Raw genomic sequence first — 22,441 nt, 5'->3', positions numbered from 1 at the left:
CCCGCGCCCGGCAACCCTGACCACACCACCGGACAGCGCGCCGCAGGCCCGCACCCGGGCTCGCTGAGGGCCCCGCTCCAGGGCGTGCCCCCGCGTCCACGCGGCCCGGCGCACACGACCGGCCGGCCCGTGCGCCCGGGAACCGGTGGGCCGGGGCGAGGTGCCCCGGGTGAGCTATCTTGTGCGGAATTGGGACAAAAGAAGGAGGCGCATCGTGCCATCAGTGCCATCGGGCCAGCAGGCACGCGCACAGGCGGCGGCGATCACCCCGGGCCGTCAGGTCCCGGAGGCCGAGCCGACACCGGCCGAGCGGGTGCGGGCCCTGTTCGGCGGCCACCGGCTGTCCCCCGGGCAGCGGCGCATCGCGCAGTACCTCGTCGACCACCTGACGGAGGCGGCGTTCCTGTCGATCACGGACCTCGCGGAGCGCGTGGGCGTGAGCCAGCCCTCCGTGACCCGGTTCGCCGGCGCGCTCGGGTACAGCGGCTTCCCGGCGCTGCGGGAGGCTCTGCAGCCCATCGCGCTGAGCGCGGTCGCGGGCGCGCAGGACACCCGCGAGGTCCGCCGCAACGAACTCCAGGCGGCGATCGACACGGAGATCGAGAACCTGGAGAACCTGCGGCGGGGGCTCGGGGACCCGGGGCGGGTCCTGGAGGTGGGCCGGGAGCTGGCGCGATCAGTGCCCTTGACGGTGCTGGGTTTGCGGATCTCGGTGTCGCTCGCGGAGTACTTCGCGTATGCGGCCCGCCGCATCCACCCCGACGTGCGGCTGGTGACGCGCGGCGGCAGCGTCGCCTACGACACGCTGCTCCAAGCGGGCGAGGCGGGCGGCGGATGGGTGCTGGCCTTCGCGATGCCGCGGCACGCGAACGAGACGCTGTCGGCGCTGCGCGCGGCGCGGCGGGCCGGTCTGCGTGTGGCGCTGATCACTGACCTGACCATGGGTCCCCTGGTCGAGGCGGCCGACGTGGCGCTCACCGCACCGACCGGTTCACGCCTGGTCTTTGACTCCTATGCCGCGCCCGGGGTGCTCTGCGCGGCCGTGCTCCAGGCGATGGCCGACGCCGAACCGGAGCGTACGCAGGCGCGGTTGGAGAGGTACGAGCAGGTCGCCATGCAGCACGAGTTCTTCCTGGACGACTGAGGCGCGGAGCGCGCGGAGGCGCCGGCAGGAGGCTTCGGTGGGTCCGGCACGGCCGGATGGCACCGAACTTTTTCGGCCGTCTCGCAGCATGAAATTTTTCATGCCCTTGCTTACTCAACGGTATATATATTTACTGCTCGCACGGCCCTCGCGGCACCGGCAGGTGCAGCGGGGCGCCCGATGATCGAACACAGTAGGGCGGCGCTCCCTCCTCGCGCCGCCCTGCGTGTTCGCTGCCGGGTCCTCCGCCCTCCCCTGCGGATCCCGGGTGGCGGCCCCGGTCTACCCCTGGTCCGGGGCCGCCGACTTCCTCAGCCCGCGGTGGCGGCCAGGCGCGCCCGGGCGGCGGCCAGGGCCTGCTCCAGGTGACGCGTGCCCGTGGTCACGCACAGCGTGTACGTCACGTCTTCCAGGCGCCGCTTCAGGTCCGGGGCGACGACCCGTTCCTGAGCCGCGGCACAGAGGGATTCGTACCGGGCCACGAGCTCGCTGAGCACAGCGGGATGCGCCAACAGCATGGGGCGTACCTGCCTTTCCGACGCCATGAGATGGGGAGGGGACGGCGCTGCCCGTCCTTGTGGGTGTGACGTGAGCGAGGGCCGGGCGGCGCGTGAGAGCGGCCGGATCGGGCATCGAAGGATGCCGTCCCGCACAGGGTTGTGCCCGGACTGCCCGACCTTCACACGACATTGTGATGCAACCGTGATGGGTTCGCCCCACGGGACGCGATCCGGTGTGACAGCGGACCCCCGTGGTACTCGGCCGCCATGACCGTGAACCCCATCGAAATGCAGAAGAACCTGGGCGGCGTCCACTACCCCGCCTCCAAGCAGGAGATCGTCCGGCAGGCGGAGGAGCACGGCGCCGGCAAGAAGATCATGGAGGCCCTGAAGTCCATACCGGACAAGGAGTACGACTCACCCGCGGCCGTCAGCAAGGAGGTCGGCAGAGGCTGACCCTGCCCACGCGCACGGCCCGCGCCGCCCCGGCAGTCAGCCGGGGCGGCTGGCAGCGTTCGATCCACTGCCGGTCCTTGGGCTCGATGCCCTGCTGCCCGTCTCCGAGGAGTTGGTCGAGGACGCGTGGCCACACTGCGGCAAGATCAGCAGGTACGTCAGCCACGGGGCACGCTCTCTCACGGGTCCCACGAATGTGTGCTTCTTGGGACGGGATGGAAGGACAGGCAGGAAAAGAATCCGAGTTCAGCCACGGTAGTCGCGGCGCCTCACGTGGTTCAAGTTGTTGTCCACAGCCTGTGTACAGCGGCGTGCGCCAGGACCCGCCCGGCAGGGCGCCGTACCCGCGATGGGGTGCTGGTTTGACCGGATGACGCGGCCCCGCGTACCGTAACCAGGTCGAGTTGTCGATGGCTGCTGCCGCCTGCCTCCGATGGGCAAAGGTCACTACCGGTGATCGTATAGCGGTGCACTCGGGCGTATTGCGAGCTACTCGTGGGCGCACGGTGACAGCCAGGCGATGCCCCGCAAGACGAGTCATTTCTGGAGCCCCCGAGTGAGCAAGCGCACCTTCCAGCCGAACAACCGCCGTCGCGCCAAGACCCACGGCTTCCGCCTCCGCATGCGTACCCGTGCCGGCCGCGCGATCCTCGCGTCCCGCCGCAGCAAGGGTCGCGCCCGCCTGTCCGCCTGATCGCGGTCAGGTCATGACGTGCTGCCTACCGAGAATCGGCTGAGGCGGCGCGAGGACTTCGCGACCGCGGTACGGCGGGGCCGCAGGGCCGGCCGTCCGACCCTCGTGGTCCATCTACGCAGCGGTGCAACGGACCCGCACGCGCCAGGGGAGAGCGCTCCCCCGACGCGTGCGGGTTTCGTCGTCAGCAAGGCCGTGGGTGGTGCTGTCGTCCGTAACCGGGTGAAGCGTCGTCTGCGTCACCTCATGCGTGAGCGGCTGGCGGTGCTGCCCCCCGGTAGCCTGGTGGTAGTACGAGCGCTGCCCGACGCGGGCGACGCCGACCATGCACAGCTGGCCCGAGACCTGGACGCCGCCCTGCAGCGGCTCCTGGGAGGGGGCGCGCGATGAAGTACCCGCTGCTGGCCCTGATCAAGATCTATCAGTGGACGATCAGCCCACTGCTGGGCCCCGTCTGCAGGTACTACCCCTCGTGTTCCCACTACGGATATACGGCCATCGACCGGCACGGCGCCATCAAGGGCACGGCCCTGACCGCCTGGCGGATCCTGCGCTGCAACCCGTGGTCGCCCGGCGGGGTGGACCACGTGCCGCCGCGCAAGCGTCCCCGCTGGCACGAACTGCTGCGCGCACGGCTGCGCGGCGCCGGCGGAGACGAGGGCGGGCACTCCGCCGAGACCAGACCGGCCGCAGAGACCTCGCCCAATGCTCAAGGAGCCTGATTAGTGGACACGATTGGAAATCTGTTCAGCTTCATCACGGGACCCGTCTCGTGGATCATCGTGCAGTTCCACAAGCTGTACGGGGCGATCTTCGGGCCTGACACGGGCTGGGCCTGGGGTCTGTCCATCGTGTCCCTGGTGATCGTCATCCGCATCGCCCTGATCCCGCTCTTCGTGAAGCAGATCAAGTCGATGCGGAACATGCAGGCGCTCCAGCCGAAGATGAAGGCGATCCAGGAGCGCTACAAGAACGACCGGCAGCGCCAGTCGGAAGAGATGATGAAGCTGTACAAGGAGACGGGCACCAACCCGCTCTCCTCGTGCCTCCCCATCCTCCTGCAGTCGCCGTTCTTCTTCGCGCTGTACCACGTGCTGAGCAAGATCGCTTCCGGTGACACCATCGGCAGCCTCAACCAGCAGCTCGTCGACAGCGCCCGCGAAGCGCACATCTTCGGCGCCCCGATCGCGGCCACCTTCACGGACTCCGCCGCCGAGGTCGCGGCGCTGAACGCCGACATCACCGACGTCCGCATCGTCACCGCGATCATGATCGTGATGATGTCGGCATCGCAGTTCTTCACCCAGCGCCAGCTGATGCAGAAGAACGTGGACCTCACGGTGAAGACGCCGTACATGCAGCAGCAGAAGATGCTCATGTACATCTTCCCGGTGATCTTCGCCGTCATGGGCGTCAACTTCCCGGTCGGTGTCCTCGTCTACTGGCTGACCACCAACGTGTGGACCATGGGCCAGCAGATGTACGTGATCAACCAGAACCCGACTCCCGGCAGCAAGGCCCAGGACAGCTACCTCCAGCGGCTGCTGAAGAGCGTCGACCACCATGGCGAGGTGCGCGGCCGGCGCCGGCGCAACGTGGTCCAGGCGATCGTCGCCAAGGGCCCGGACCGCAACGAGAACGAGCGGCGCTTCATCAGCGGCCTGGCCAAGGCCGGCTACACCGCGCAGGCCGACGGCACCGTCACCAAGGTCGACCCCGCGGTCGCCGAGGCGGAGGCCGCCGCGGCCCGGCGCCAGCAGCCCAAGCGCCAGACCAAGGCCAAGCGCCAGGCCACCGGTTCCTCCCAGGCCCCGGCCAAGACCTCGCTGGAGAAGACCGAGCAGCCGAAGGGCGAGGAGTCCCAGGAGGAGCGGACCAAGGCGTCCTCCGGCTCCGCTCCCCGAGCCAAGTCCGGACAGCGCAAGGGCCAGCAGCGGCCCAAGCACCCGTCGTCCAAGAAGTAAAAGGAGTCCATCCGTGACGGAAGGCACCACGTCCGCCGCCCAGGGTGGCGACACCCTGACCCGCCTGGAGCAGGAAGGGGAGATCGCGGCTGACTACCTTGAGGGTCTGCTCGACATCGCCGACCTCGACGGCGATATCGACATGGACGTCGAGGGCGACCGGGCCGCGGTCTCGATCATCAGCGACGCGAGCAGCGGGGATCTGCAGAAGCTCGTGGGCCGCGACGGTGAGGTGCTGGAGGCGCTGCAGGAGCTCACGCGTCTCGCCGTGCACCGGGAGACCGGGGATCGCAGCCGGCTCATGCTGGACATCGGTGGCTTCCGCGCCCGCAAGCGCGCCGAGCTGACGGAGCTGGGTGCCAAGGCCGCCGACGAGGCCAAGAACACTGGTGAGCCGGTGCAGCTCAAGCCGATGACCCCGTTCGAGCGCAAGGTGGTGCATGACGCGGTTGCCGCCGCGGGCCTGCGCAGCGAGTCCGAGGGCGAGGAGCCGCAGCGCTTCGTCGTCGTGCTCCCCGCCTGATCCTCCACGTAGCGTCGGCCCCGTCTGTTGCGCAGGCGGGGCCGATCCTTGTCAGCCTGATAGTCAGCCACCCAGTTGCGGTAGTGCGGTATGGAAGGACGGGTTCCCGTGACGGAGGCAGAGGAGCTTCCCCCTGCGCCGGATGAGGCGTGCACGGTCTTCGGTGAGTTCTTCCCGGAGGCGGTTCGGTATGCGGAGTTGCTCGCGGACGCGGGAGTCAAGCGCGGTCTGATCGGTCCACGGGAGGTGCCCCGGCTGTGGGAGCGGCACCTGCTGAACTGCGCCGTTCTCTCCGAGGTCGTGCCCGACGGGGTCACCGTCTGCGACGTGGGCTCGGGCGCCGGACTGCCCGGCATCCCCCTGGCGCTGGTCAGGCCGGACCTGAAGATCACCCTGTTGGAACCGCTGCTGCGCCGCACCACCTTTCTCCAGGAAGTCGTCGAGCTGCTCGGCCTGGACCATGTGACGGTGGTGCGCGGCCGCGCCGAGGAGATGCTCGGGAAGCTGCCTCCCGTCCACGTGGTGACGGCGCGGGCCGTCGCCCCGCTCGACCGGCTCGCCACCTGGGGCGTACCCCTGCTGCGTCCGTACGGTGAGATGCTGGCGCTCAAGGGGGACACGGCCGAGGAGGAGATCCGCTCTGCTCGTGCGGCGCTCAGCAAGCTGGGAGTCGTCGGGGCGTCCGTCCTCCAGGTCGGTGAGGGGGTTGTGGATCCCCTGTCGACGGTGGTCCGGGTCGAGGTGGGAGAGAGCCCCGGGGGTGTCCGGTTCGCCGCCAAGCGGGCCAAAGCTGCTCGGCCCTCCCGCCGTCGCCGCTGAGGCCTCCGATCGGACCGTTCGGGTGGGCCGCAGAGGGCCCACCCGAAGGCGGATCCGGTTTGATCCTCATACGTACCTTTTTCGGAGTGTCGTGAGGCCCTGACCCTGCGGCGCGTGCATCGTGTTTCACGTGAAACGTCGCTCACTGCTGCAGGGGATCATCAGCCGCGGCCGTGCGGCTGCCACGCCACGACACCGCAGGTCGCTCATGAGGGCTACGGAGTTGTCCACAGAAGTGGATTCCTCCACAGAAGCAGGGGCCTCGCTGGTTCACGAGCCCGAAAGCATGGCAGGCTCTCTCCATCGTGAGCCTGAAGCCGAGGAGAGTGAATCCTTGCGGTCCGACGCCAACATCGCGGGACCGATGACCGAACCGGTCCCTGGTCCCCGCAGTGAATCGCCCGGGGGCAATGTTTCACGTGAAACACAGCCCTTGGTGGATGAGACCCCTATCGGCCGGGCCGCCCAGCTCGCAGTGGCAGCTCTGGGTCGGGCCGGCGAGGGCCTGCCCCGCCCCGAGCAGACCCGCATCATGATCGTCGCCAACCAGAAGGGTGGCGTCGGGAAGACCACCACGACCGTCAACCTGGCTGCCTCCCTGGCACTGCACGGTGCACGGGTGCTGGTGATCGACCTCGATCCGCAGGGCAATGCTTCGACGGCTCTCGGCATCGACCACCATGCCGAGGTCCCCTCCATCTATGACGTTCTGGTGGACAGCAAACCGTTGTCCGACGTGGTGCAGCCGGTCCAGGACGTCGAAGGTCTCTTCTGCGCCCCAGCCACCATCGATCTCGCCGGTGCGGAGATCGAGCTGGTGTCGCTGGTGGCGCGGGAGAGTCGACTCCAGCGGGCGATCCACGCGTATGAGCAGCCGTTGGACTACATCTTCATCGACTGCCCGCCGTCACTCGGTCTGCTGACGGTCAACGCCATGGTCGCCGGTGCCGAGGTACTCATCCCCATCCAGTGCGAGTACTACGCACTGGAAGGTCTCGGTCAGCTGCTGCGCAACGTCGACCTGGTGCGGGGCCACCTCAACCCCGCGCTGCACGTCTCGACGATCCTGCTCACGATGTACGACGGCCGCACGCGGCTGGCCTCACAGGTCGCAGAGGAGGTGCGCAACCACTTCGGGGAGGAGGTGCTGCGCACCAGCATCCCGAGATCGGTCCGCATCTCTGAGGCGCCGAGCTACGGGCAGACGGTCCTGACCTACGACCCGGGGTCGAGTGGTGCGCTGTCCTACCTGGAAGCGGCCCGTGAGATCGCCCTGCGGGGCGTCGGGGTGAGCTACGACATCCACCACCACGCCCACCTGGGCGGCCAGCACCACCAGCACAGTCAGCACAGCATGTCGGAGGGGATCCAATGAGCGAGCGACGGAGGGGCCTGGGACGCGGGCTGGGTGCGCTGATCCCCCCTGCTCCCCAGGAGAGGAGGGCCACCGCGGTCGGCCCCGGCTCGACATCGCCCGGGGCCATCCCGCCGCTGTCTGGTGACCGCGGTGTCGCCGCTGCCAAGGTGACCACTCTGCCTCCGGGGTCCGTGTCGTCGGTAGACGACAGCGTGTCGCTGCCGGAGCAAGCGGAGGCGCCTTCACTGCCCGAGGCTCCGGCAGGGGCGCACTTCGCCGAGCTGCCACTCGCGGCGATCACTCCCAATCCGTGCCAACCGCGTGTGGTCTTCGACGACGACGCACTGGCCGAGCTGGTGACCTCCATCAAGGAGGTCGGTCTGCTCCAGCCGGTCGTCGTACGGCAGGTGTCGCCCGGCCGCTATGAGCTGATCATGGGTGAGCGCCGTTGGCGGGCATGCCGGGAGGCGGGCCTGGACCGCATTCCCGCCATCGTGCGTGCCACCGAGGACGACAAGCTTCTGCTCGACGCCCTGTTGGAGAACCTGCACCGGGCGCAGCTGAACCCGCTGGAGGAAGCAGCCGCCTACGACCAGCTGCTGAAGGACTTCAACTGCACGCACGACCAGCTGGCGGACCGGATCGGCCGGTCCCGTCCGCAGGTCACCAACACGCTCCGCCTGCTGCGGCTGTCTCCTCCGGTGCAGAAGAGGGTCGCCGCCGGTGTGCTCTCAGCCGGGCACGCACGGGCACTGCTGTCCGTGGAGGACGCGGACCAGCAGGAGCACCTGGCATCCCGCATCGTTGCCGAGGGGCTCTCGGTGCGGTCGGTCGAGGAGATCGTCACGCTGATGGCGTCCGAGCCTCACAAGCGGCCCAAGGCACGGGGGCCGCGCGCCGGTGGCCGGGTGTCCCCCGCTCTCAGCGAGCTCGCCACCCGGCTCTCCGACCGCTTCGAGACGAGGGTGAAGGTCGACCTCGGTCAGAAGAAGGGCAAGATCGTCGTCGAGTTCGCTTCCATGGAGGACCTCGACCGGATCCTTGGGACGCTGGCCCCGGGTGAAGGACGGGTCCTGCAGAAGGGCCTCGCCGAGCAGGAGACAGACGGCGAGGGCTGACGACCGGCTTCCGCCAGCCATCCCCTTCCCGCCGAAGTCAGGGCGGACCTCACCCCCGTGTTCATCAGGGCGAGGTCCGCCCTTTGGCCTTTTCCTGTATGCGACTCATCACCCGATCGGTACGATGCGTTCGGGTATGCGCATCCGCACGGTCCAACGTGGAGGGAGCCAAACCATGCGCGAGGTGAGCCGCGGTCAGCTGATGACCGCGGGGCTGGGACTCGGTGTGGTGGGCGGGTTCATCGGCGGCCTGCTGCGGGAGCGGAGTGCGCTGGCAGCCGCCCGTGGCGCGGCGACGGGCGAAGGAAGTGAGGAACAGCCTCCATGGGGCGACGGCTCGTACCGCTCACACTGGACAACCTTCAGGACCTCCCCAAGCGGTGCCGCACCTGCGTCTTCTGGGAGCTCGACCCCGTCAGCGGGGAAGCCGCGCTGAAGGCGGGTACTCCCGAACTGGAGAAGGAGGCGTGGATCTCCGCTGTCCTCCTCGACTGGGGATCGTGCGGCCGCGTCGTCTACGTGGACGAGGTGCCGGTGGGGTACGTGCTCTACGCGCCGCCCGCCTACGTGCCTCGCTCCTCCGCCTTCCCCACCAGCCCGGTCTCGCCCGATGCCGTGCAGCTGATAACGGCCTGGATCTCCCCCGGGTACCAGGGCCAGGGGCTGGGCCGCGTGCTGGTGCAGACCGTGGCGAAGGATCTGCTGCGACGGGGGTTCAAGGCCGTCGAGGCGTTCGGTGACGCACGATGGAAGGAACCTGCCTGCGTGCTGCCTGCCGAGCATCTGCTCGCGGTGGGTTTCAAGACGGTTCGCCCCCACCCGGCGTATCCGCGCCTGAGGCTGGAGCTCCGCAGCACGTTGTCCTGGAGAGAGGACGTGGAGCTCGCTCTTGATCGACTGCTTGGCGCGGTACAGAAGGAACCGGCACTGCGCCCCCTATGAGGTGGCGGACAGCGAAAACGGCCCATCCTTTCGGATGGGCCGTTCCGGTGTTTCACGTGAAACGGTGTTTCACGTGAAACATGGCCTCAGACCGCGGCCTCGTCGCTGATGAAGTCGGCCAGGTCGCGCAGGATGGCGGCCTTGGGCTTGGCACCGACGATGGTCTTGGCCACCTCGCCCGCCTGGTAGACGTTCAGGGTGGGAATCGACATCACGCCGTACTTGGCGGCCGTGGCAGGGTTCTCGTCGATGTTGAGCTTGACGATCTCGATCTGATCACCGTACTCCGCGGCAATCGCCTTCAACGACGGAGCGATCTGCCGGCACGGTCCGCACCAGGCGGCCCAGAAGTCCACCAGCACGGGCTTGTCGCTCTTGAGGACGTCCTCCTCGAACGAGGCGTCGGTCACTTCCTTCAGGTCGCCGGCCACGGCGGCCTCCTTCTCAGTGCGGGGTGTTGGGGGTGGGGATTCGAGGTTCCCGATCAGACCGCGGGGGTCTTCTCGGGCTCGGCCAGCGTCTCCGCGTGGGAGAGGGCGGCGAGGAAACGCTCGGCGTCGAGCGCCGCGGAGCAGCCGGTGCCTGCGGCCGTGATCGCCTGGCGGTAGGTGTGGTCGACAACGTCGCCCGCCGCGAACACGCCCGTGACGTTGGTACGCGTGGACGGCGCGTCCACCTTCAGGTACCCCTCGTCGTCCAGCTCAAGCTGGCCCTTGAAGAGCTCGGTGCGGGGGTCGTGCCCGACGGCGATGAAGAGACCCGTCACCGGAAGTTCGGAGGTCTCGCCGGTCTGCGTGTCGCGGAGGGTCAGGCCCGTGAGCTTCTGGTCACCGTGGATCTCCGCGACCTGGCTGTTCCAGGCGAAGCGGATCTTCGGGTCGGCGAAGGCGCGCTCCTGCATCGCCTTGGAGGCGCGGAGGGTGTCACGGCGGTGCACGATGGTGACCGACTTGGCGAAGCGGGAGAGGAACGTGGCCTCCTCCATGGCCGTGTCACCACCGCCGATCACGGCGATGTCCTGGTCCTTGAAGAAGAAGCCGTCGCAGGTGGCGCACCACGAGACGCCGCGGCCGGAGAGCGCGTCCTCCCTCGGCAGGCCCAGCTTGCGGTGCTGGGAACCGGTGGCCACGATCACGGCGCGCGCCTGGTGCACCGTGCCGGCGGTGTCGGTCACGGTCTTGATGTCCCCGGTGAGGTCGACCGAGACGATGTCATCCGGGATCAGCTCGGCGCCGAAGCGCTCCGCCTGGGCGCGCATGTTGTCCATGAGGTCGGGGCCCATGATGCCGTCACGGAACCCGGGGAAGTTCTCCACGTCGGTCGTGTTCATGAGGGCGCCACCAGCGGTGACGGCTCCTTCGAAGACCAGCGGCTTCAGCGACGCGCGCGCCGTGTAGAGCGCTGCCGTGTAACCGGCGGGCCCGGAGCCAATGATGATCACGTTGCGGACGTCGCTCACGGGATTCTTCCTCGTCTCTGCAGACTGCCAACTGCTGCTTGGGGGGCCAGGTCGTGCACCGTCACTCCACCCAACGGATCCTAAGGCGCTGGCATTCCCGAGCTGTCCGGCCCTCCATAGCGACCCGTCGGTCACTTACGGGGGACAGCCTGCTTGAGCAGCGCGTTCGCTGGATTCGCTGCACTATCCGCTGTCGTACAGGAGGCGTCCATGATGTAGACGTCCACCTGCCCGGGATCCCCTGACCGCGGCAGGACGACCAGATAGGCGGGCCGGCCCTCGTACTCGCCGGCTTCGGACGCCAGGGGCTGCTCGTTACGCCCGACCCCGTCCGCTACACACGAGGGCAGCGCACCCGGGCTCTGCAGAGCCCGGTGGGGACCTTGGCTGTCCTCGGTCTGCGCTCCGGGCTGGAGCCGGGGCAGAGCGCTGTACGGGGTCGTCTCCGTGGGGGTGAGGAGCGCGCGTACCTTGTCGGGCAGCGTCGCCCCCGAGAACCGAGGGTCGGCGTGGTGGACTGCGGCGGTGTCGGCCTGAGCGCCGGCGGTGGTGTCCGCCGTTCCCGTGAGGCCCCGGAAGAGGACCATGCCCAAACCGGCGATCGCGATGCCGCAGACGGCGCCGAGGGCGACGCGTCGGCGCCGCCGCGAGGGCGACAAGCCGCGTCCTGGCCCTGTGGCGACGCTGCGCCGACCGGGCGGCCTGCCTGTCGGTGGCTCGGTGCGGGCCGACCGCCGGTCTCCGGAGCCACTCGGTGTCGGCGTCGCTGTTTCACGTGAAACGTCGGCGGCGGCTCGGGGTGCGGTGGCGTCGAGCAGCGCCTCGGCGGCCAGGGCTGCGTCGATACGCTCCGCGATGTCGGCGGGCATGCGCGGCGGACCGGGGAGGGTGCCCAGCAGACTGCGGATCTCTTCCAGCGAAGCCTGCACATCGGTGCAGATCTCGCAGCTGTCGAGGTGGCGGCGTACGTCAGCCGTCCTGGACGGCGGGAGAAGCCCCTCGGTCAGATCGGAGATCTCCGAGACGTCCGGGTGCTGGGTTGTGTCGGCCGCGGAAGTCACGCGCGTCCACCTCCGCCCTTCACAGCAGCAGGACCATGTGGTCCTGGATCCCTCGGTCCCGATGCCGGTGGGACGGATGTCCCCGGCGTCCGGTTCCTTCCCCCTTCGGCGTCACCGTTACCCCCGGTGTCACCGCGCAGATGAGTGAGCATGGGGACAAGACGGGCACGTCCCCGGGCGCATCTGCTTTTGATCGTTCCGACGGGTACATCGAGCATGCGCGCCGCCTCGGCCACGGCGTAGCCCTGCATGTCGACGAGGACCAGAGCTGCCCGCTGGTCGGGGGGAAGCTTCGCCAGGGCGGCGAGAAGCTCGCGGTGGACGTCTTGGCGCTCGGCTGGGGCCGCGGCCGACTCGTGGGGCTCCAGGAGCTGCTCCAGGCGCTCCATGTCATCCACAGGGGCGGTCCTGCGGGAAGCGGTCCTGCGGGCGCGGTCGAGACAGGCGTTCACCGTGATGCGGTGCAGCCACGTCGTGACGGCCGACTGCCCCCGAAAGGTGTGGGCAGCACGGAAGGCCGACACCAAGGCGTCCTGGACGGCGTCCGCCGCCTCCTCGCGGTCCCCCAGGGTCCGGAGGGCGACGGCCCACAACCGGTCCCGATGCCGCCGCACCAACTCGGCGAAGGCATCGCCGTCACCGGCGACGTGCCGAGCAAGGAGCTCGTGGTCGCTGTCGACGTCCAGCGTGGGTTCTTCCATGCCCGCAACCCTCCCTGGCGCGACAGTACGTGCTCACCGGGCCGCACGACAGACACCGGGACGGGTCAGCCGAGAACCCTGATCTCCGAGATCCCGCCGCGGAAGCCGGAACCCTCCGGTGGCAGCTCGGTGATGTGCACCAGCAGGAACTGTGTGCGCACGGGCTTGTCCAGGGGCACTTCCAGCATGCTGCCCACCGTCTTCAGTTCGGTGAGGCGCTGCGAGAAGTCCGCAAGCGCGCTCGCGCCCGAGGCGCCTTCCGCTGCGGCGAGGACCTGGGCCTTCTGCCCCCCTCGGTACATGTGCACCACGACACCGGACACATCGCGGACACCGCCGAGGTCCACGATGATGCCGCTGCCCTGCTTCCGGTAGGGCAGGTTGCCGAAATTCGCGTAGCCCTCGTACTTGGGCGTGATCCAAGCCGTGCCTTCCTGGCCGTCGACGGCCAGCGGGACGAGGTTCGTCTTGATACCGGAGCCGCCGGGCATGAACTCCTGCGCGCCGGCGATGTCCAGCGGCTTGGCCGGCTTCTCCGCCTTCTCGTCGCCGGTCTCGCCCGGTGTCGGCTGGGTGATGCCGGGGTCGCTGGTCTGCTGGTCCTGTTCGAGCAGGCGGTCGGCGATCTGCCAGCTTCCGAGGCCCAGGGCGGCGATGAGCAGCGCGGACACCGTCCACTTCAGGGCACGGCCCGTGCGGCTCTGGAGGGGCGGTGGCGGAACGATGACGGGCTGGGTGACCCCGGCGCCGGAGTGCGGCGTCGGCCGGCCGTAGCTGCCCTGCTGGTACGTCGTGCGCTGGAACTCGGGTGGGGGCGTGGAGAACACCGGCTCCGGCGGGCGGATGCGCGGCATCGCAGCGACGGCCTTGGCCAGTTCGTCCGGCGTCGTGCAGGCGGGTTCCTGGCGGGACGCGGTGGCGCCGTCGTTGGCCAGGGCGCGCATGGCGAGCTCCGACAGCCCGCGGTGCACTCCCGCGCGCACCTGGTCCGGGGCGATCAGCCCCACGCCCTTGGGCAGGCCGGAGAGGCCGTGCGCGTCGTTCTCGTACGGCCAGCGCTGCGTCAGGGCCGCGTACAGCAAGGCACCGATGGCCTCGGTGTCGGTGAGCTGGGGCCGGTCCTCGCGGATTCCGCGCAGGGCGGCGTTCACCGCCAGGCCGCGGATGCGGTACTGCCCCGTGGACGTGCGCAGCACGGCACTCGGTGTGAGCCGCAGATGGGCCAGGCCCTCGCGGTGAGCGGCCGCCATGGCCTGGGACACCTGGCTGACCAGCTGGTAGGCGTCGTACGGCTCAAGGGGCCCGGCGGCCAGCAGCGTGGTCAGTTCGGTGGCGTCCGGCAGCCATTCGTGTACGACGTAGACGAGGTCGTTCTCCTCGACCGCGTCCAGGACCTGGACAAAGCGGGGGTCCCCGAGCAGTGCGGCGGAGCGCGCCGCGGCCAGCACGGAACGTGCGCGGGGGTGGTCCGCGGGCAGCACGTGGACGCCGACCGCCCGGCGCAGCTTCTCGTCCACGGCGCGCCAACTGCTGAACCCGTCCAGACGGGTGACGCACTCCTCGAGGCGGTAGCGCCGCGCCAGCTTGTGGCCGCTGTGGAGCTCCGGTGTGGTGAAGGAAGGCTGTTCGTCGGTTCCCTGTTCGCCGTCCGTGGTGTGGGCAGACGTGCCCCTTGCGTCCTGCGCTTCCGCCGCCCCGTCGGCCGTGGTCCCGTCCGCCTTGGCGGTCAGCGGGTCGTCACCGCTGTTGTCGGCCACGTCGACGGCAGCCGTGCTACGTTCCGCCACCGTCGTTCCTGCCTCCCCATCCATTGCGCCACATCCAACAGCCAAGCCAATTGTGCCCACAGTCCGCCGCCATGCACGACACACGGCGGTCGGCGATGGTTGTGCGAGGACCTCGTGTTCTAGCGGCCGAGGCGGCCCCGGACCATGCCGACCATGGCGTTCAGCTCCGCGATGCGCATCTTGCGGGCGGCGACGTAGAACACGCCGAGCAGGACGACGCCACCGGCCACCAGGGCGGCCAGCGAACCGAGAGCGTCCTTGCCCAGCAGGGAGAGGATCCCGAAACCGGCTGCTCCGGCCAGCAGCGCGGCGGGCAGCGACGCCATGCACAGGCGGGCGTACGTACGGACGACGTGGGCGCCGTCGAGGTCGCCGCCGAGGCGGTTGCGCAGTCGGCGCCACGCGACGCCGACACCGACCATGTAGGCCAGTCCGTAGGAGGCGGCCATGCCGACGACGGCCCAGCGGGGCGGCAGCACGACGTAGCAGACAGCCGACGCTGCCGCGTTGACGGCGGCCACGATGACCGTGTTGTAGAACGGCGTCCGCGTGTCCTCGTAGGCGTAGAAGCCGCGCAGGACGACGTACTGCACCGAGTAGGGGATCAGGCCCAGGCCGAACGCCATGAGGATGAAGCCCATACTCGTGGCCGCTTCGAGGCCGCTCGACGCGTAGAGCAGGGTGCACAGGGGGACGCCCAGCGCGAGGAAGCCGAAGGCGACGGGGACGATCGCGACGGCCGAGTTCCGCAGGCCCTGCGAGATGTCGTCCCGGACGGCTCCCGGGTCGTTGTCGTGGGCCGCTCGGGAGATACGGGGAAGCAGCGCGGCCATGACGGAGACGGTGATGATGGCCTGCGGCATGCCCCAGATGAGCTGCGCGTTGGAGTAGGCGAGGATGCCGGCGCCGTCCGTGCCGGAGGCCTTGCCCGCGGCCGTGGCCAGCTGGGTGACGACCACGACGCCCGCCTGGTTGGCGAGGACGAAGAGGACCGTCCACTTGGCGAGCCGGACGGTCTTCCCGAGGCCCTGGCCCTTCCAGTCGAACCTCGGCCGGAAGCGGAAGCCCGCCTCGCGCAGGTACGGGATCATCGCCAGGGCCTGGACCACCAGGCCCAGCAGCGTGCCGATGCCCAGCAGCCGGACGCCTTCGTCGGGGATGACGTCCACGCCCATCCGGGTCTCGGAGTAGGCGCCGTACACGAAGATGAAGAGGCCGAAGGTGGCCATCATGACGATGTTGTTGAGGACCGGGGTCCACATCATCGCCCCGAACCGGCCCCGCGCGTTGAGGATCTGACCCATCACCACGTGCACGCCCATGAAGAAGATCGTGGGCAGGCAGAAGCGGGCGAAGGCCACGGCGACGCTGTTGGCGTCGGGATCGCCGGCGATGGTCGGGGACATCGCGTGGACCAGCAGCGGCGCGATGAGGACCGCGACGCCGACGATGAGGCCGAGCGCGACCATGACGAGGGTCAGCAGCCGGTTGGCGTACGCCTCGCCGCCGTCCTCGTCGTTCTTCATCGCGCGGACGAGCTGCGGGACGAAGACCGAGTTCAGGCCGCCGCCGATGGTCAGGATGTAGATCATCGTCGGCAGCGTGTACGCGACGGTGTAGGCGTCGCCGAGGGTGGCGGCGCCCAGGGCGCCGGTGATCACCAGGGTGCGCAGGAAGCCGGTCAGGCGGGAGACGAGGGTGCCCGCCGCCATGACCGCGCTCGACTTCAGCAGACCGGAGGCCCGGCCGCCGGACTTCTTCGGCGGCGGGGGCGGTGCCTCCTCCTCGGCCGGCTCCGGAACGGCGGCCGGCGGCGGAGGCGGGGGCGGGGGCGTGGTCAGGGGCGCGTCCACCGCCGGGGCCGCGGGGCGGCCCTGCACCTGCTGGTCCGCGTAGAGGTGCGCGAAGGCGTCGGCCGGTGCCCGCTCCCCGCCGGCCCGGCTCACCAGGTCGTCGACGCCGGTGAACTGCACGGTCCGGGCGTCGTCGCCGTACGGCAGGTGGCGGGACGGGCCCTCCGGCTCGGGCGGCGGCGTCTGGGCCCAGATCCGGGGGTCAGGGGCGTACTGGGGAGCGGCGGGCTGCTGGTAGAGGGGGCGGGGCTCCTCGTAGGTCCCCGGCGGGGGCGGCGGGTGCGCCGCACGGTCGTACAGCGCCTCGCCGACCGGGTCCTGGGCGGTGAGGTCGTGGGACCGGTACGGGTCATGGGCGTAGGCGTCCTGGACGTACGGGTCCTGGGGCGGCTGCCCGGGGTCGTCGGCGGGTGGGGGCACCTGGCCCGGTGTGCCGGCCGGCGGCGTTCCGCCCGAAGGCGCACCGGTGCCCGGGCTCTGGCCGCGGTCACCCTCGTACGGCGCGTTCATGGTTACCCCACCTCATCGTCCCGGGCCGGCCGGCCACGACATTCGCTCGCTCAACGGTTCACTCTCTCACCCGGGCCGGACGGGCCTCCGCTTTCCGGTCCGGTGTCCGCCGCCGGGTCACTCGGCTGCGCTTCGTCGTCGCTCTCCGCGACCACGGAATCCGCCTTCGCGGTTCCGCTCCCGGGCTCCCCGTCGGTGCCGTCGGCTGTCGCGGCCTCGGCCGCCTCGTCCTCCGGAGCCTCGCCCCCGGCGGCCTCAAGGGCCGCGGCGCGCTTGCGCTGGGTGTACATCCTGATGCCCGCCAGCACCAGGAGCAGCACGCCACCCGCGATGACGAGCATGACCGCGGAGGTGATCTCCGAGACCTTCACGGTGAACTGCATGGGCTTGCCGTAGGCACGGCCGTCCTCGGTGAAGAGCTGCGCCGTCATCGGGACGGGGCCGTTGGCGTTCGCCGACGCGGTGAACTTCACGGACTGGCTGTGCCCGCCCTCGATGCGGACCGGAAGCTCCGCCACGGCTGCTCCGCCGTTCAGCTTCAGACGCGTCGGCTTGGTGGACTCCAGCCGCAGCACCAGCCGGTCCACGCCCTGCAGGAGCTTGTTCTGGACCGTCACGGGGATCGTGGCGCTGCGTCCGGACAGCGTCAGATCGGACTTGTCGATGAGCTGCACCTCGTCGGTGAGGCTCTTGAGGTCCTCCAGCACCCGGTGCCGGTACGGCTGGGCGTCCGCCGGGCGGCCCCGCCAGGAGGCCGACATCTCGCGGTTGATCGCGTTGCCGAACGGCGTCACGACCCGCCTCCGGTCGGTGAGGATCACCGTGAAGTTGTCCAGCGTGGACTGCGTGGTCCTGATGTCCAGGAACGCCGCCCTGAGCAGTTCCTTCTTGCGGAGCTCCTTGGGGTAGCGGCTCGGTGCGGGCACCTGCGTCGTCGCTGCGGGGTCGGGCTTGACCGCGGTGGCGGCGACCAGGTCCGAGGGCTGCGACCAGCGCTGGTGCGCCAGTCCCCGGACGGCTCGGGCCAGGGAGTCGGCCTGGGACGCGGTCGGCATCCGCTGCGGGGCGATGACGATGCTGCGCGCCGTGCCGGGCCGCTCGTGGGTGATGGCCAGCGTGTGGGCGAGGAAGCGCTGCACCGCCGGCGTGGAGGCGCCTGCCCGGGTCATGTCGTCGTCGAACGCCGTGGACAGGATCGCGTCGGACACGACGGCGGTCGTTCCGCCGCCGACGGGGCGGGCGGCGTTCGGCGTGTAGGACAGGTTCTCCCGCATGCTGTCGCTGCGCGTGATGACCTTGTCGGCTCCGGCGGAGGTCGCCACATCGATGATCGAGGGGTCCACCGCCCCCTCCACCGGCCAGGCGAAGTCCACGGTCGGCTTCACATGGAGGATGGTCTCCACCGTGGACTGCGCGACCTCGGTGGCCGGGCGCAGGTGCCTGAGCGAGCCGGACACCTCCCGGCCCCTGTGGGCCAGCGACGCCAGGTCCGGGTCGCCGTAGGGCAGGGCGACGACCTTGTCCCCCTGGACGGCCTTGTCGAGGGCGTTCAGCCACTGGTTGGCGACGGACTGGTTCTTCCCCTGGACGGTGGTGTCGCCGCTGCGGACCAGGTAGGGGCCGGTCATCGCCTCGGCGGTGGCCAGCAGGTCCGGGTCGATCACCCAGGTGACGGGGAGGTCGGCGCCGAGGGCCACGAGCCGCTCCAGGCGGCCCCCCGGAGCGAGCTCGGCGGCGAGGTCGTCGTCCTCGAAGACGGGGGTCTGCTGTGCGTCGGAGCCCGTCTCGGCCGACAGGTGCACCGACGAGATGAGCGGCCAGAGGACGGTGGTCTGCGTCTTCTTCTTGGCCGCCGCGGGCTGCCAGGGGAGGAACGTCCTCTCGATGCCGAGCACGCGGTCGTCACCGGAGCTCGGCGTCCTGCCGGAGAGGGAGACCCCGATCTGGTAGACGCCCTCGTCGTCCATGCCGAGTTCGTCGACCGGGACGGTGATCGTGAAGTCCCGGCTGCCGCCTGCGGGAATCGCCGGGATCGCGACCGTGTACGCCCCGCCGAGGGCCGCGCCGTCCTCGGTCGGGGAGTAGCCGGTGCGGCGGGCGGCGTCCTCGATCGCGCCGCGGCTCGAAAGGCGTGAGCCCAGGCGTACGTCGACGTGCGCGGCGCTGACCGACCGCTTACCTGTGTTGGTCACGGTGCCGCTGAGCGTGAGCGTGTCGCCCTTCACCGGCGCGCTGGGCTGGACTGTGTCGAGAGACACATCGACCGTGCGGGATCCGGCGGCTTCCGCGGCACTCGCGAGAGAGGCGCCGGGCAGGTGGAGCAGTCCCGCCAGCAGCGGTCCGCCGGCGGCCGCCGCCGCCATACGGCGCAGCCAGCGGCGGGCAGGGGAGCGACGCATGCTCTGGAAGTCTGCCGCCTCGGCCACGCGCTCGTCCGTCCCTCGTCATCTGTTGCCGTCGGTCCCTGCCGGTTCCCGCGTCCACGCATGGTAACGAGGCGCGCTGGCGCGGAGTGCTGCGGAGGTGAGCCACAAGATCGGGCGACAGTACGCGGCAGAGCGGCGGTGCCGGAAATCCGCGACGCTGCCGCGGTCGCGGGCACGTACCCTGTTCTGTCGTGCCGAACGCCAACGAAGACACCCCGACTGCCCTGAGCCAGGCGCAGCGCCGCGCGGTCACCGAACTGCTGCGCGTCGCCCCCGTGGCCGATGATCTCGCCCGCCGTTTCAAGGAGGCGGGATTCACCCTCGCCCTGGTCGGCGGGTCGGTGCGGGATGCGCTGCTGGGCCGGCTCGGCAACGACCTCGACTTCACCACGGACGCCCGCCCGCAGGACGTCCTCAAGATCGTCCGCCCATGGGCCGACGCCGTGTGGGAGGTCGGGATCGCCTTCGGAACGGTGGGCGCCCAGAAGGACGGCTACCAGATCGAGGTGACGACGTACCGATCCGAGGCGTACGACCGCACCTCCCGCAAGCCCGAGGTGTCCTACGGCGACTCCATCGAGGAGGACCTCGTCCGCCGTGACTTCACGGTCAACGCCATGGCGGTCGCGCTGCCGGAGAAGGAGTTCATCGACCCGCACGGTGGCTTGGAGGACCTGGCGCACCGTGTACTGAGGACACCGGGCACTCCGGAGGAGTCGTTCTCTGACGACCCGCTGCGCATGATGCGCGCGGCTCGCTTCGCCGCTCAGCTCGACTTCGAGGTCGCTCCCGAGGTCGTGACCGCCATGACGGACATGGCCGGGCGCCTCGACATCGTCTCGGCTGAGCGGGTGCGGGACGAGCTGAACAAACTCATCCTGTCCGCGCACCCCCGCAAGGGGCTCGGCCTCCTCGTGGACACCGGTCTGGCCGCGCAGGTGCTGCCCGAGCTGCCGGCCCTGCGGCTGGAGAGCGACGAGCACCACCGGCACAAGGACGTCTACGAGCACTCGCTGACGGTGCTGGAGCAGGCCATCGAGCTGGAGCAGGGCGAGCCCGACCTCGTTCTGCGGCTGGCGGCGCTCCTCCATGACATCGGCAAGCCGAGGACCCGGCGCTTCGAGCCGAACGGCCGTGTCTCTTTCCACCACCACGAGGTGGTCGGGGCGAAGATGACCAAGAAGCGGATGACCGCGCTGAAGTACTCCAACGAGATGATCAAGGACGTGTCCCGCCTGGTGGAACTCCACCTGCGGTTCCACGGTTACGGCTCCGGCGAGTGGACCGACTCGGCCGTGCGCCGCTACGTCCGTGATGCCGGGCCGCTTCTGGAGCGGCTCCACAAGCTGACCCGTTCCGACTGCACGACGCGCAACAAGCGCAAGGCAGCCGCGCTGTCGCGTACGTACGACGGGCTTGAGGCGCGTATCGCGGAGCTCAAGGAGCAGGAGGAGCTGGACGCGATCCGGCCCGACCTCGACGGCAACCAGATCCAGGAGGTGCTGGGGGTCGGCCCGGGGCCGGTCGTGGGACGCGCCTACAAGTTCCTCCTGGAACTGCGTCTGGAGCACGGACCGATGCCCCACGACGAGGCGGTAGCCGCTCTCAAGGAGTGGTGGGCCGCTCAGAGCTGAGAGGAGCCCGCGTCACCGCGCCGTCGTGTTTCACGTGAAACACCCGGCGCGATGACGTGGAGGGCTGTTTCACGTGAAACATCGCCCGTACGTCAGGGACGCCAGCGGAAGAGCGTGAGGGCGGAGAGGGTGTACAGCCCGGCGACGACGAGGACGAGGGTCGTGGACCGGCCGTCGGGCGGCAGCATCAGTGCTGCCATGCCGGCCGCGGCGACGAAGGCGACGTTGAAGAGCATGTCGTACAGCGCGAAGACCCGTCCGCGGTAGGCATCGTCCACCGTGCGCTGTACCACCGTGTCGGTGGCGATCTTGGTGGCCTGGGTGACCAGTCCCAGCACGTAGGCGGCCATGAGCGTGGGCACCGGAGCGAAGGGGAGGCCGAGCGCCGGCTCCAGCACCGCGGCCGCTGCCGCGCACACGGCCATCCAGCGTCCCGTCCCCAGCCTCTCCACCGCCCACGGGGTGACAGCGGCGGCCGTGAGGTACCCCGCGCCCGACACGGCGACCGCCACGCCGAGCAGGGCGAGCCCCTCGGATTCCGTGGAGGTCCAGGCGTAGCGGGCGAGCATCAGTACGGTCACGGTGAGGGCGCCGTAGCAGAAGCGGGCGAGGGTCATCGCCGCGAGCGCGCGGGCAGCGGACCGCCTCTCCCGCAGATGCAGCAGCCCGCTCCACAGGCCGCGGGCCGTGGAAGCCAGTGCGGCGGTGATCCTCGGCAGTACCAGGTCCGGGTCCGGGCCCAGGAGCTCGCGCCCCATGCGCAGGGCGGCCAGGGCTGAGGACAGGTACAGCGCGGAGCCCAGCAGGACGACGGCGGCGTCGGACCCGGCGGCGCCCAGCTGCACGAGCAGAGCGAGGCCGCCGCCCGCCGTGGCCGCGAGCGTCCCGGCGGTCGGCGACAGGGCGTTGGCCATGACGAGCCGGTCCGGGTCCACCACCCGCGGCAGGGCGGCGGAGAGACCGGCCAGCACGAACCGGTTGACGGCGGTGACGGCCAGCGCGGAGGCGTAGAAGAGCCAGTCCGGAGCCGACCCCAGCATCAGCAGCGCCGTGCCCGCGGCGAGCACGGCGCGCAGCAGGTTCCCGTACACGAGGACCTGGCGGCGCCTCCACCGGTCGAGCAGGACGCCGGCGAACGGCCCCACGAGCGAGTACGGGAGCAGCAGCACCGCCATCGCGTAGGCGATGTCCGCGGGTGTGGTCTGTCGCTCCGGGGAGAAGACGACGTACGCGGCCAGGGCGATCTGGTAGACGCCGTCAGCGCACTGCGACAGCAGCCGTACGGCCAGCAGGCGGCGGAAGCCGCTGAGGCGCAGCAGCACGCGCAGGTCACGTACGACAGGCATGGCAGCAAGCGTCACACATGGCGAAGGCCCCCGGGCAGATGCCACGGGGGCCGACGTCGGTCGGCGGGGGCGACTCACGAGAGTCCCCCGGAGGGCGCCGGCGCCGCCTGCCGATGCGGTGCGTGCCGGTGCCGCTCACTGCCGCCT

Annotated in this window: 21 protein-coding genes; 12 read left to right on the top strand and 9 right to left on the bottom strand. The window is 70.1% G+C overall.

Annotation, left to right across the window (positions count from 1 at the left end; translation table 11 throughout):
* Positions 1-223: 223 nt before the first annotated feature.
* Entirely contained in the window at positions 224-1,144 is a 921-nt protein-coding gene (locus L6E17_RS19730) for a MurR/RpiR family transcriptional regulator (protein WP_236242137.1), read from the top strand.
* Positions 1,145-1,455: 311 nt separating this feature from the next.
* Here the strand turns inward: L6E17_RS19730 and L6E17_RS19725 are convergent, their stop codons facing one another.
* The gene (locus tag L6E17_RS19725; RefSeq protein WP_236242062.1) at positions 1,456-1,662 is read right to left on the bottom strand and encodes a DUF5133 domain-containing protein; all 207 of its coding nucleotides are present in this window, start codon (positions 1,660-1,662) and stop codon (positions 1,456-1,458) included.
* Positions 1,663-1,911: 249 nt separating this feature from the next.
* On the opposite strand from L6E17_RS19725, the gene L6E17_RS19720 reads away from it, so the two are divergent.
* From L6E17_RS19720 to L6E17_RS19670, 10 genes are all read left to right on the top strand, one after another.
* Positions 1,912-2,100 carry a DUF2795 domain-containing protein gene (locus L6E17_RS19720; protein ID WP_236242061.1) on the top strand — a complete coding sequence of 63 codons (189 nt, stop codon included), beginning with the start codon at positions 1,912-1,914 and terminating at the stop codon, positions 2,098-2,100.
* A gap of 556 nt (positions 2,101-2,656) precedes the next feature.
* The gene (gene rpmH, locus L6E17_RS19710) at positions 2,657-2,794 is read left to right on the top strand and encodes a 50S ribosomal protein L34 (RefSeq protein ID WP_003956500.1); all 138 of its coding nucleotides are present in this window, start codon (positions 2,657-2,659) and stop codon (positions 2,792-2,794) included.
* Between the two features lie 18 nt (positions 2,795-2,812).
* A complete protein-coding gene (gene rnpA / locus L6E17_RS19705) occupies positions 2,813-3,184 on the top strand; it encodes a ribonuclease P protein component (RefSeq protein WP_236242060.1) in 372 nt (123 codons plus the stop codon).
* Positions 3,181-3,516 (top strand): membrane protein insertion efficiency factor YidD, encoded by a 336-nt coding sequence (yidD, locus tag L6E17_RS19700; RefSeq protein ID WP_236242059.1) that lies wholly within the window; start codon positions 3,181-3,183, stop codon positions 3,514-3,516. Before rnpA ends, yidD begins: the two co-directional genes overlap by 4 nt.
* A 3-nt stretch (positions 3,517-3,519) precedes the next feature.
* Positions 3,520-4,758: a membrane protein insertase YidC gene (gene yidC / locus L6E17_RS19695; protein WP_236242058.1), complete on the top strand. Its 1,239-nt coding sequence runs from the start codon at positions 3,520-3,522 to the stop codon at positions 4,756-4,758.
* A gap of 13 nt (positions 4,759-4,771) precedes the next feature.
* Entirely contained in the window at positions 4,772-5,281 is a 510-nt protein-coding gene (locus L6E17_RS19690; protein ID WP_236242057.1) for a R3H domain-containing nucleic acid-binding protein, read from the top strand.
* Positions 5,282-5,389: 108 nt separating this feature from the next.
* Entirely contained in the window at positions 5,390-6,100 is a 711-nt protein-coding gene (rsmG, locus tag L6E17_RS19685) for a 16S rRNA (guanine(527)-N(7))-methyltransferase RsmG (protein ID WP_236242056.1), read from the top strand.
* 286 nt (positions 6,101-6,386) lie between these two features.
* Complete coding sequence (locus tag L6E17_RS19680; RefSeq protein WP_236242136.1) at positions 6,387-7,475, top strand: ParA family protein; 1,089 nt, start codon at positions 6,387-6,389, stop codon at positions 7,473-7,475.
* A complete protein-coding gene (locus L6E17_RS19675) occupies positions 7,472-8,575 on the top strand; it encodes a ParB/RepB/Spo0J family partition protein (RefSeq protein ID WP_236242055.1) in 1,104 nt (367 codons plus the stop codon). Before L6E17_RS19680 ends, L6E17_RS19675 begins: the two co-directional genes overlap by 4 nt.
* A 324-nt stretch (positions 8,576-8,899) precedes the next feature.
* Complete coding sequence (locus L6E17_RS19670; RefSeq protein WP_236242054.1) at positions 8,900-9,517, top strand: GNAT family N-acetyltransferase; 618 nt, start codon at positions 8,900-8,902, stop codon at positions 9,515-9,517.
* A gap of 86 nt (positions 9,518-9,603) precedes the next feature.
* Here L6E17_RS19670 and trxA read toward each other — a convergent pair whose 3' ends face one another.
* The 7 genes from trxA to L6E17_RS19635 all read right to left on the bottom strand — a co-directional run bounded on the left by trxA (position 9,604) and on the right by L6E17_RS19635 (position 19,314).
* Entirely contained in the window at positions 9,604-9,948 is a 345-nt protein-coding gene (gene trxA, locus L6E17_RS19665; protein WP_236242053.1) for a thioredoxin, read from the bottom strand.
* A gap of 53 nt (positions 9,949-10,001) precedes the next feature.
* Positions 10,002-10,976 carry a thioredoxin-disulfide reductase gene (gene trxB / locus L6E17_RS19660; RefSeq protein WP_236242052.1) on the bottom strand — a complete coding sequence of 325 codons (975 nt, stop codon included), beginning with the start codon at positions 10,974-10,976 and terminating at the stop codon, positions 10,002-10,004.
* A gap of 131 nt (positions 10,977-11,107) precedes the next feature.
* Entirely contained in the window at positions 11,108-12,037 is a 930-nt protein-coding gene (locus tag L6E17_RS19655) for a hypothetical protein (RefSeq protein WP_236242051.1), read from the bottom strand.
* Complete coding sequence (sigM, locus tag L6E17_RS19650) at positions 12,034-12,738, bottom strand: RNA polymerase sigma factor SigM (protein WP_236242050.1); 705 nt, start codon at positions 12,736-12,738, stop codon at positions 12,034-12,036. Before sigM ends, L6E17_RS19655 begins: the two co-directional genes overlap by 4 nt.
* Positions 12,739-12,803: 65 nt before the next feature.
* Positions 12,804-14,525: a protein kinase family protein gene (locus tag L6E17_RS19645; RefSeq protein ID WP_236242049.1), complete on the bottom strand. Its 1,722-nt coding sequence runs from the start codon at positions 14,523-14,525 to the stop codon at positions 12,804-12,806.
* Between the two features lie 119 nt (positions 14,526-14,644).
* A complete protein-coding gene (murJ, locus tag L6E17_RS19640) occupies positions 14,645-16,888 on the bottom strand; it encodes a murein biosynthesis integral membrane protein MurJ (protein ID WP_236242048.1) in 2,244 nt (747 codons plus the stop codon).
* A gap of 50 nt (positions 16,889-16,938) precedes the next feature.
* Positions 16,939-19,314, bottom strand: a complete 2,376-nt coding sequence (locus L6E17_RS19635; RefSeq protein ID WP_236242047.1) for a DUF6049 family protein — start codon at positions 19,312-19,314, stop codon at positions 16,939-16,941.
* A 191-nt stretch (positions 19,315-19,505) separates the two neighbouring features.
* Between L6E17_RS19635 and L6E17_RS19630 the strand changes: the two genes are divergently transcribed.
* Positions 19,506-20,948, top strand: coding sequence for a CCA tRNA nucleotidyltransferase (locus L6E17_RS19630; RefSeq protein WP_236242046.1), 1,443 nt, complete (start codon positions 19,506-19,508; stop codon positions 20,946-20,948).
* A 92-nt stretch (positions 20,949-21,040) separates the two neighbouring features.
* Here the strand turns inward: L6E17_RS19630 and L6E17_RS19625 are convergent, their stop codons facing one another.
* Positions 21,041-22,294, bottom strand: a complete 1,254-nt coding sequence (locus L6E17_RS19625; RefSeq protein WP_236242045.1) for an MFS transporter — start codon at positions 22,292-22,294, stop codon at positions 21,041-21,043.
* Between the last annotated feature and the right edge of the window lie 147 nt (positions 22,295-22,441).

The organism is Streptomyces sp. CC228A (genome assembly GCF_021390935.1).
Lineage (GTDB): Bacteria > Actinomycetota > Actinomycetes > Streptomycetales > Streptomycetaceae > Streptomyces.
Note: the sequence above shows the minus strand (reverse complement) of the source record. Positions and strands in the feature narration are given on the sequence as shown.

What these genes read in the sequence shown, in the direction of transcription:
- L6E17_RS19725 (WP_236242062.1), bottom strand. Translation starts at nt 1,662, where the DNA reads ATGCTGTTGGCGCATCCCGCTGTGCTCAGCGAGCTCGTGGCCCGGTAC.
- L6E17_RS19720 (WP_236242061.1), top strand. Translation starts at nt 1,912, where the DNA reads ATGACCGTGAACCCCATCGAAATGCAGAAGAACCTGGGCGGCGTCCAC.
- yidD (WP_236242059.1), top strand. Translation starts at nt 3,181, where the DNA reads ATGAAGTACCCGCTGCTGGCCCTGATCAAGATCTATCAGTGGACGATC.
- L6E17_RS19680 (WP_236242136.1), top strand. Translation starts at nt 6,387, where the DNA reads ATGGCAGGCTCTCTCCATCGTGAGCCTGAAGCCGAGGAGAGTGAATCC.
- L6E17_RS19675 (WP_236242055.1), top strand. Translation starts at nt 7,472, where the DNA reads ATGAGCGAGCGACGGAGGGGCCTGGGACGCGGGCTGGGTGCGCTGATC.
- L6E17_RS19670 (WP_236242054.1), top strand. Translation starts at nt 8,900, where the DNA reads ATGGGGCGACGGCTCGTACCGCTCACACTGGACAACCTTCAGGACCTC.
- sigM (WP_236242050.1), bottom strand. Translation starts at nt 12,738, where the DNA reads ATGGAAGAACCCACGCTGGACGTCGACAGCGACCACGAGCTCCTTGCT.
- murJ (WP_236242048.1), bottom strand. Translation starts at nt 16,888, where the DNA reads ATGAACGCGCCGTACGAGGGTGACCGCGGCCAGAGCCCGGGCACCGGT.
- L6E17_RS19625 (WP_236242045.1), bottom strand. Translation starts at nt 22,294, where the DNA reads ATGCCTGTCGTACGTGACCTGCGCGTGCTGCTGCGCCTCAGCGGCTTC.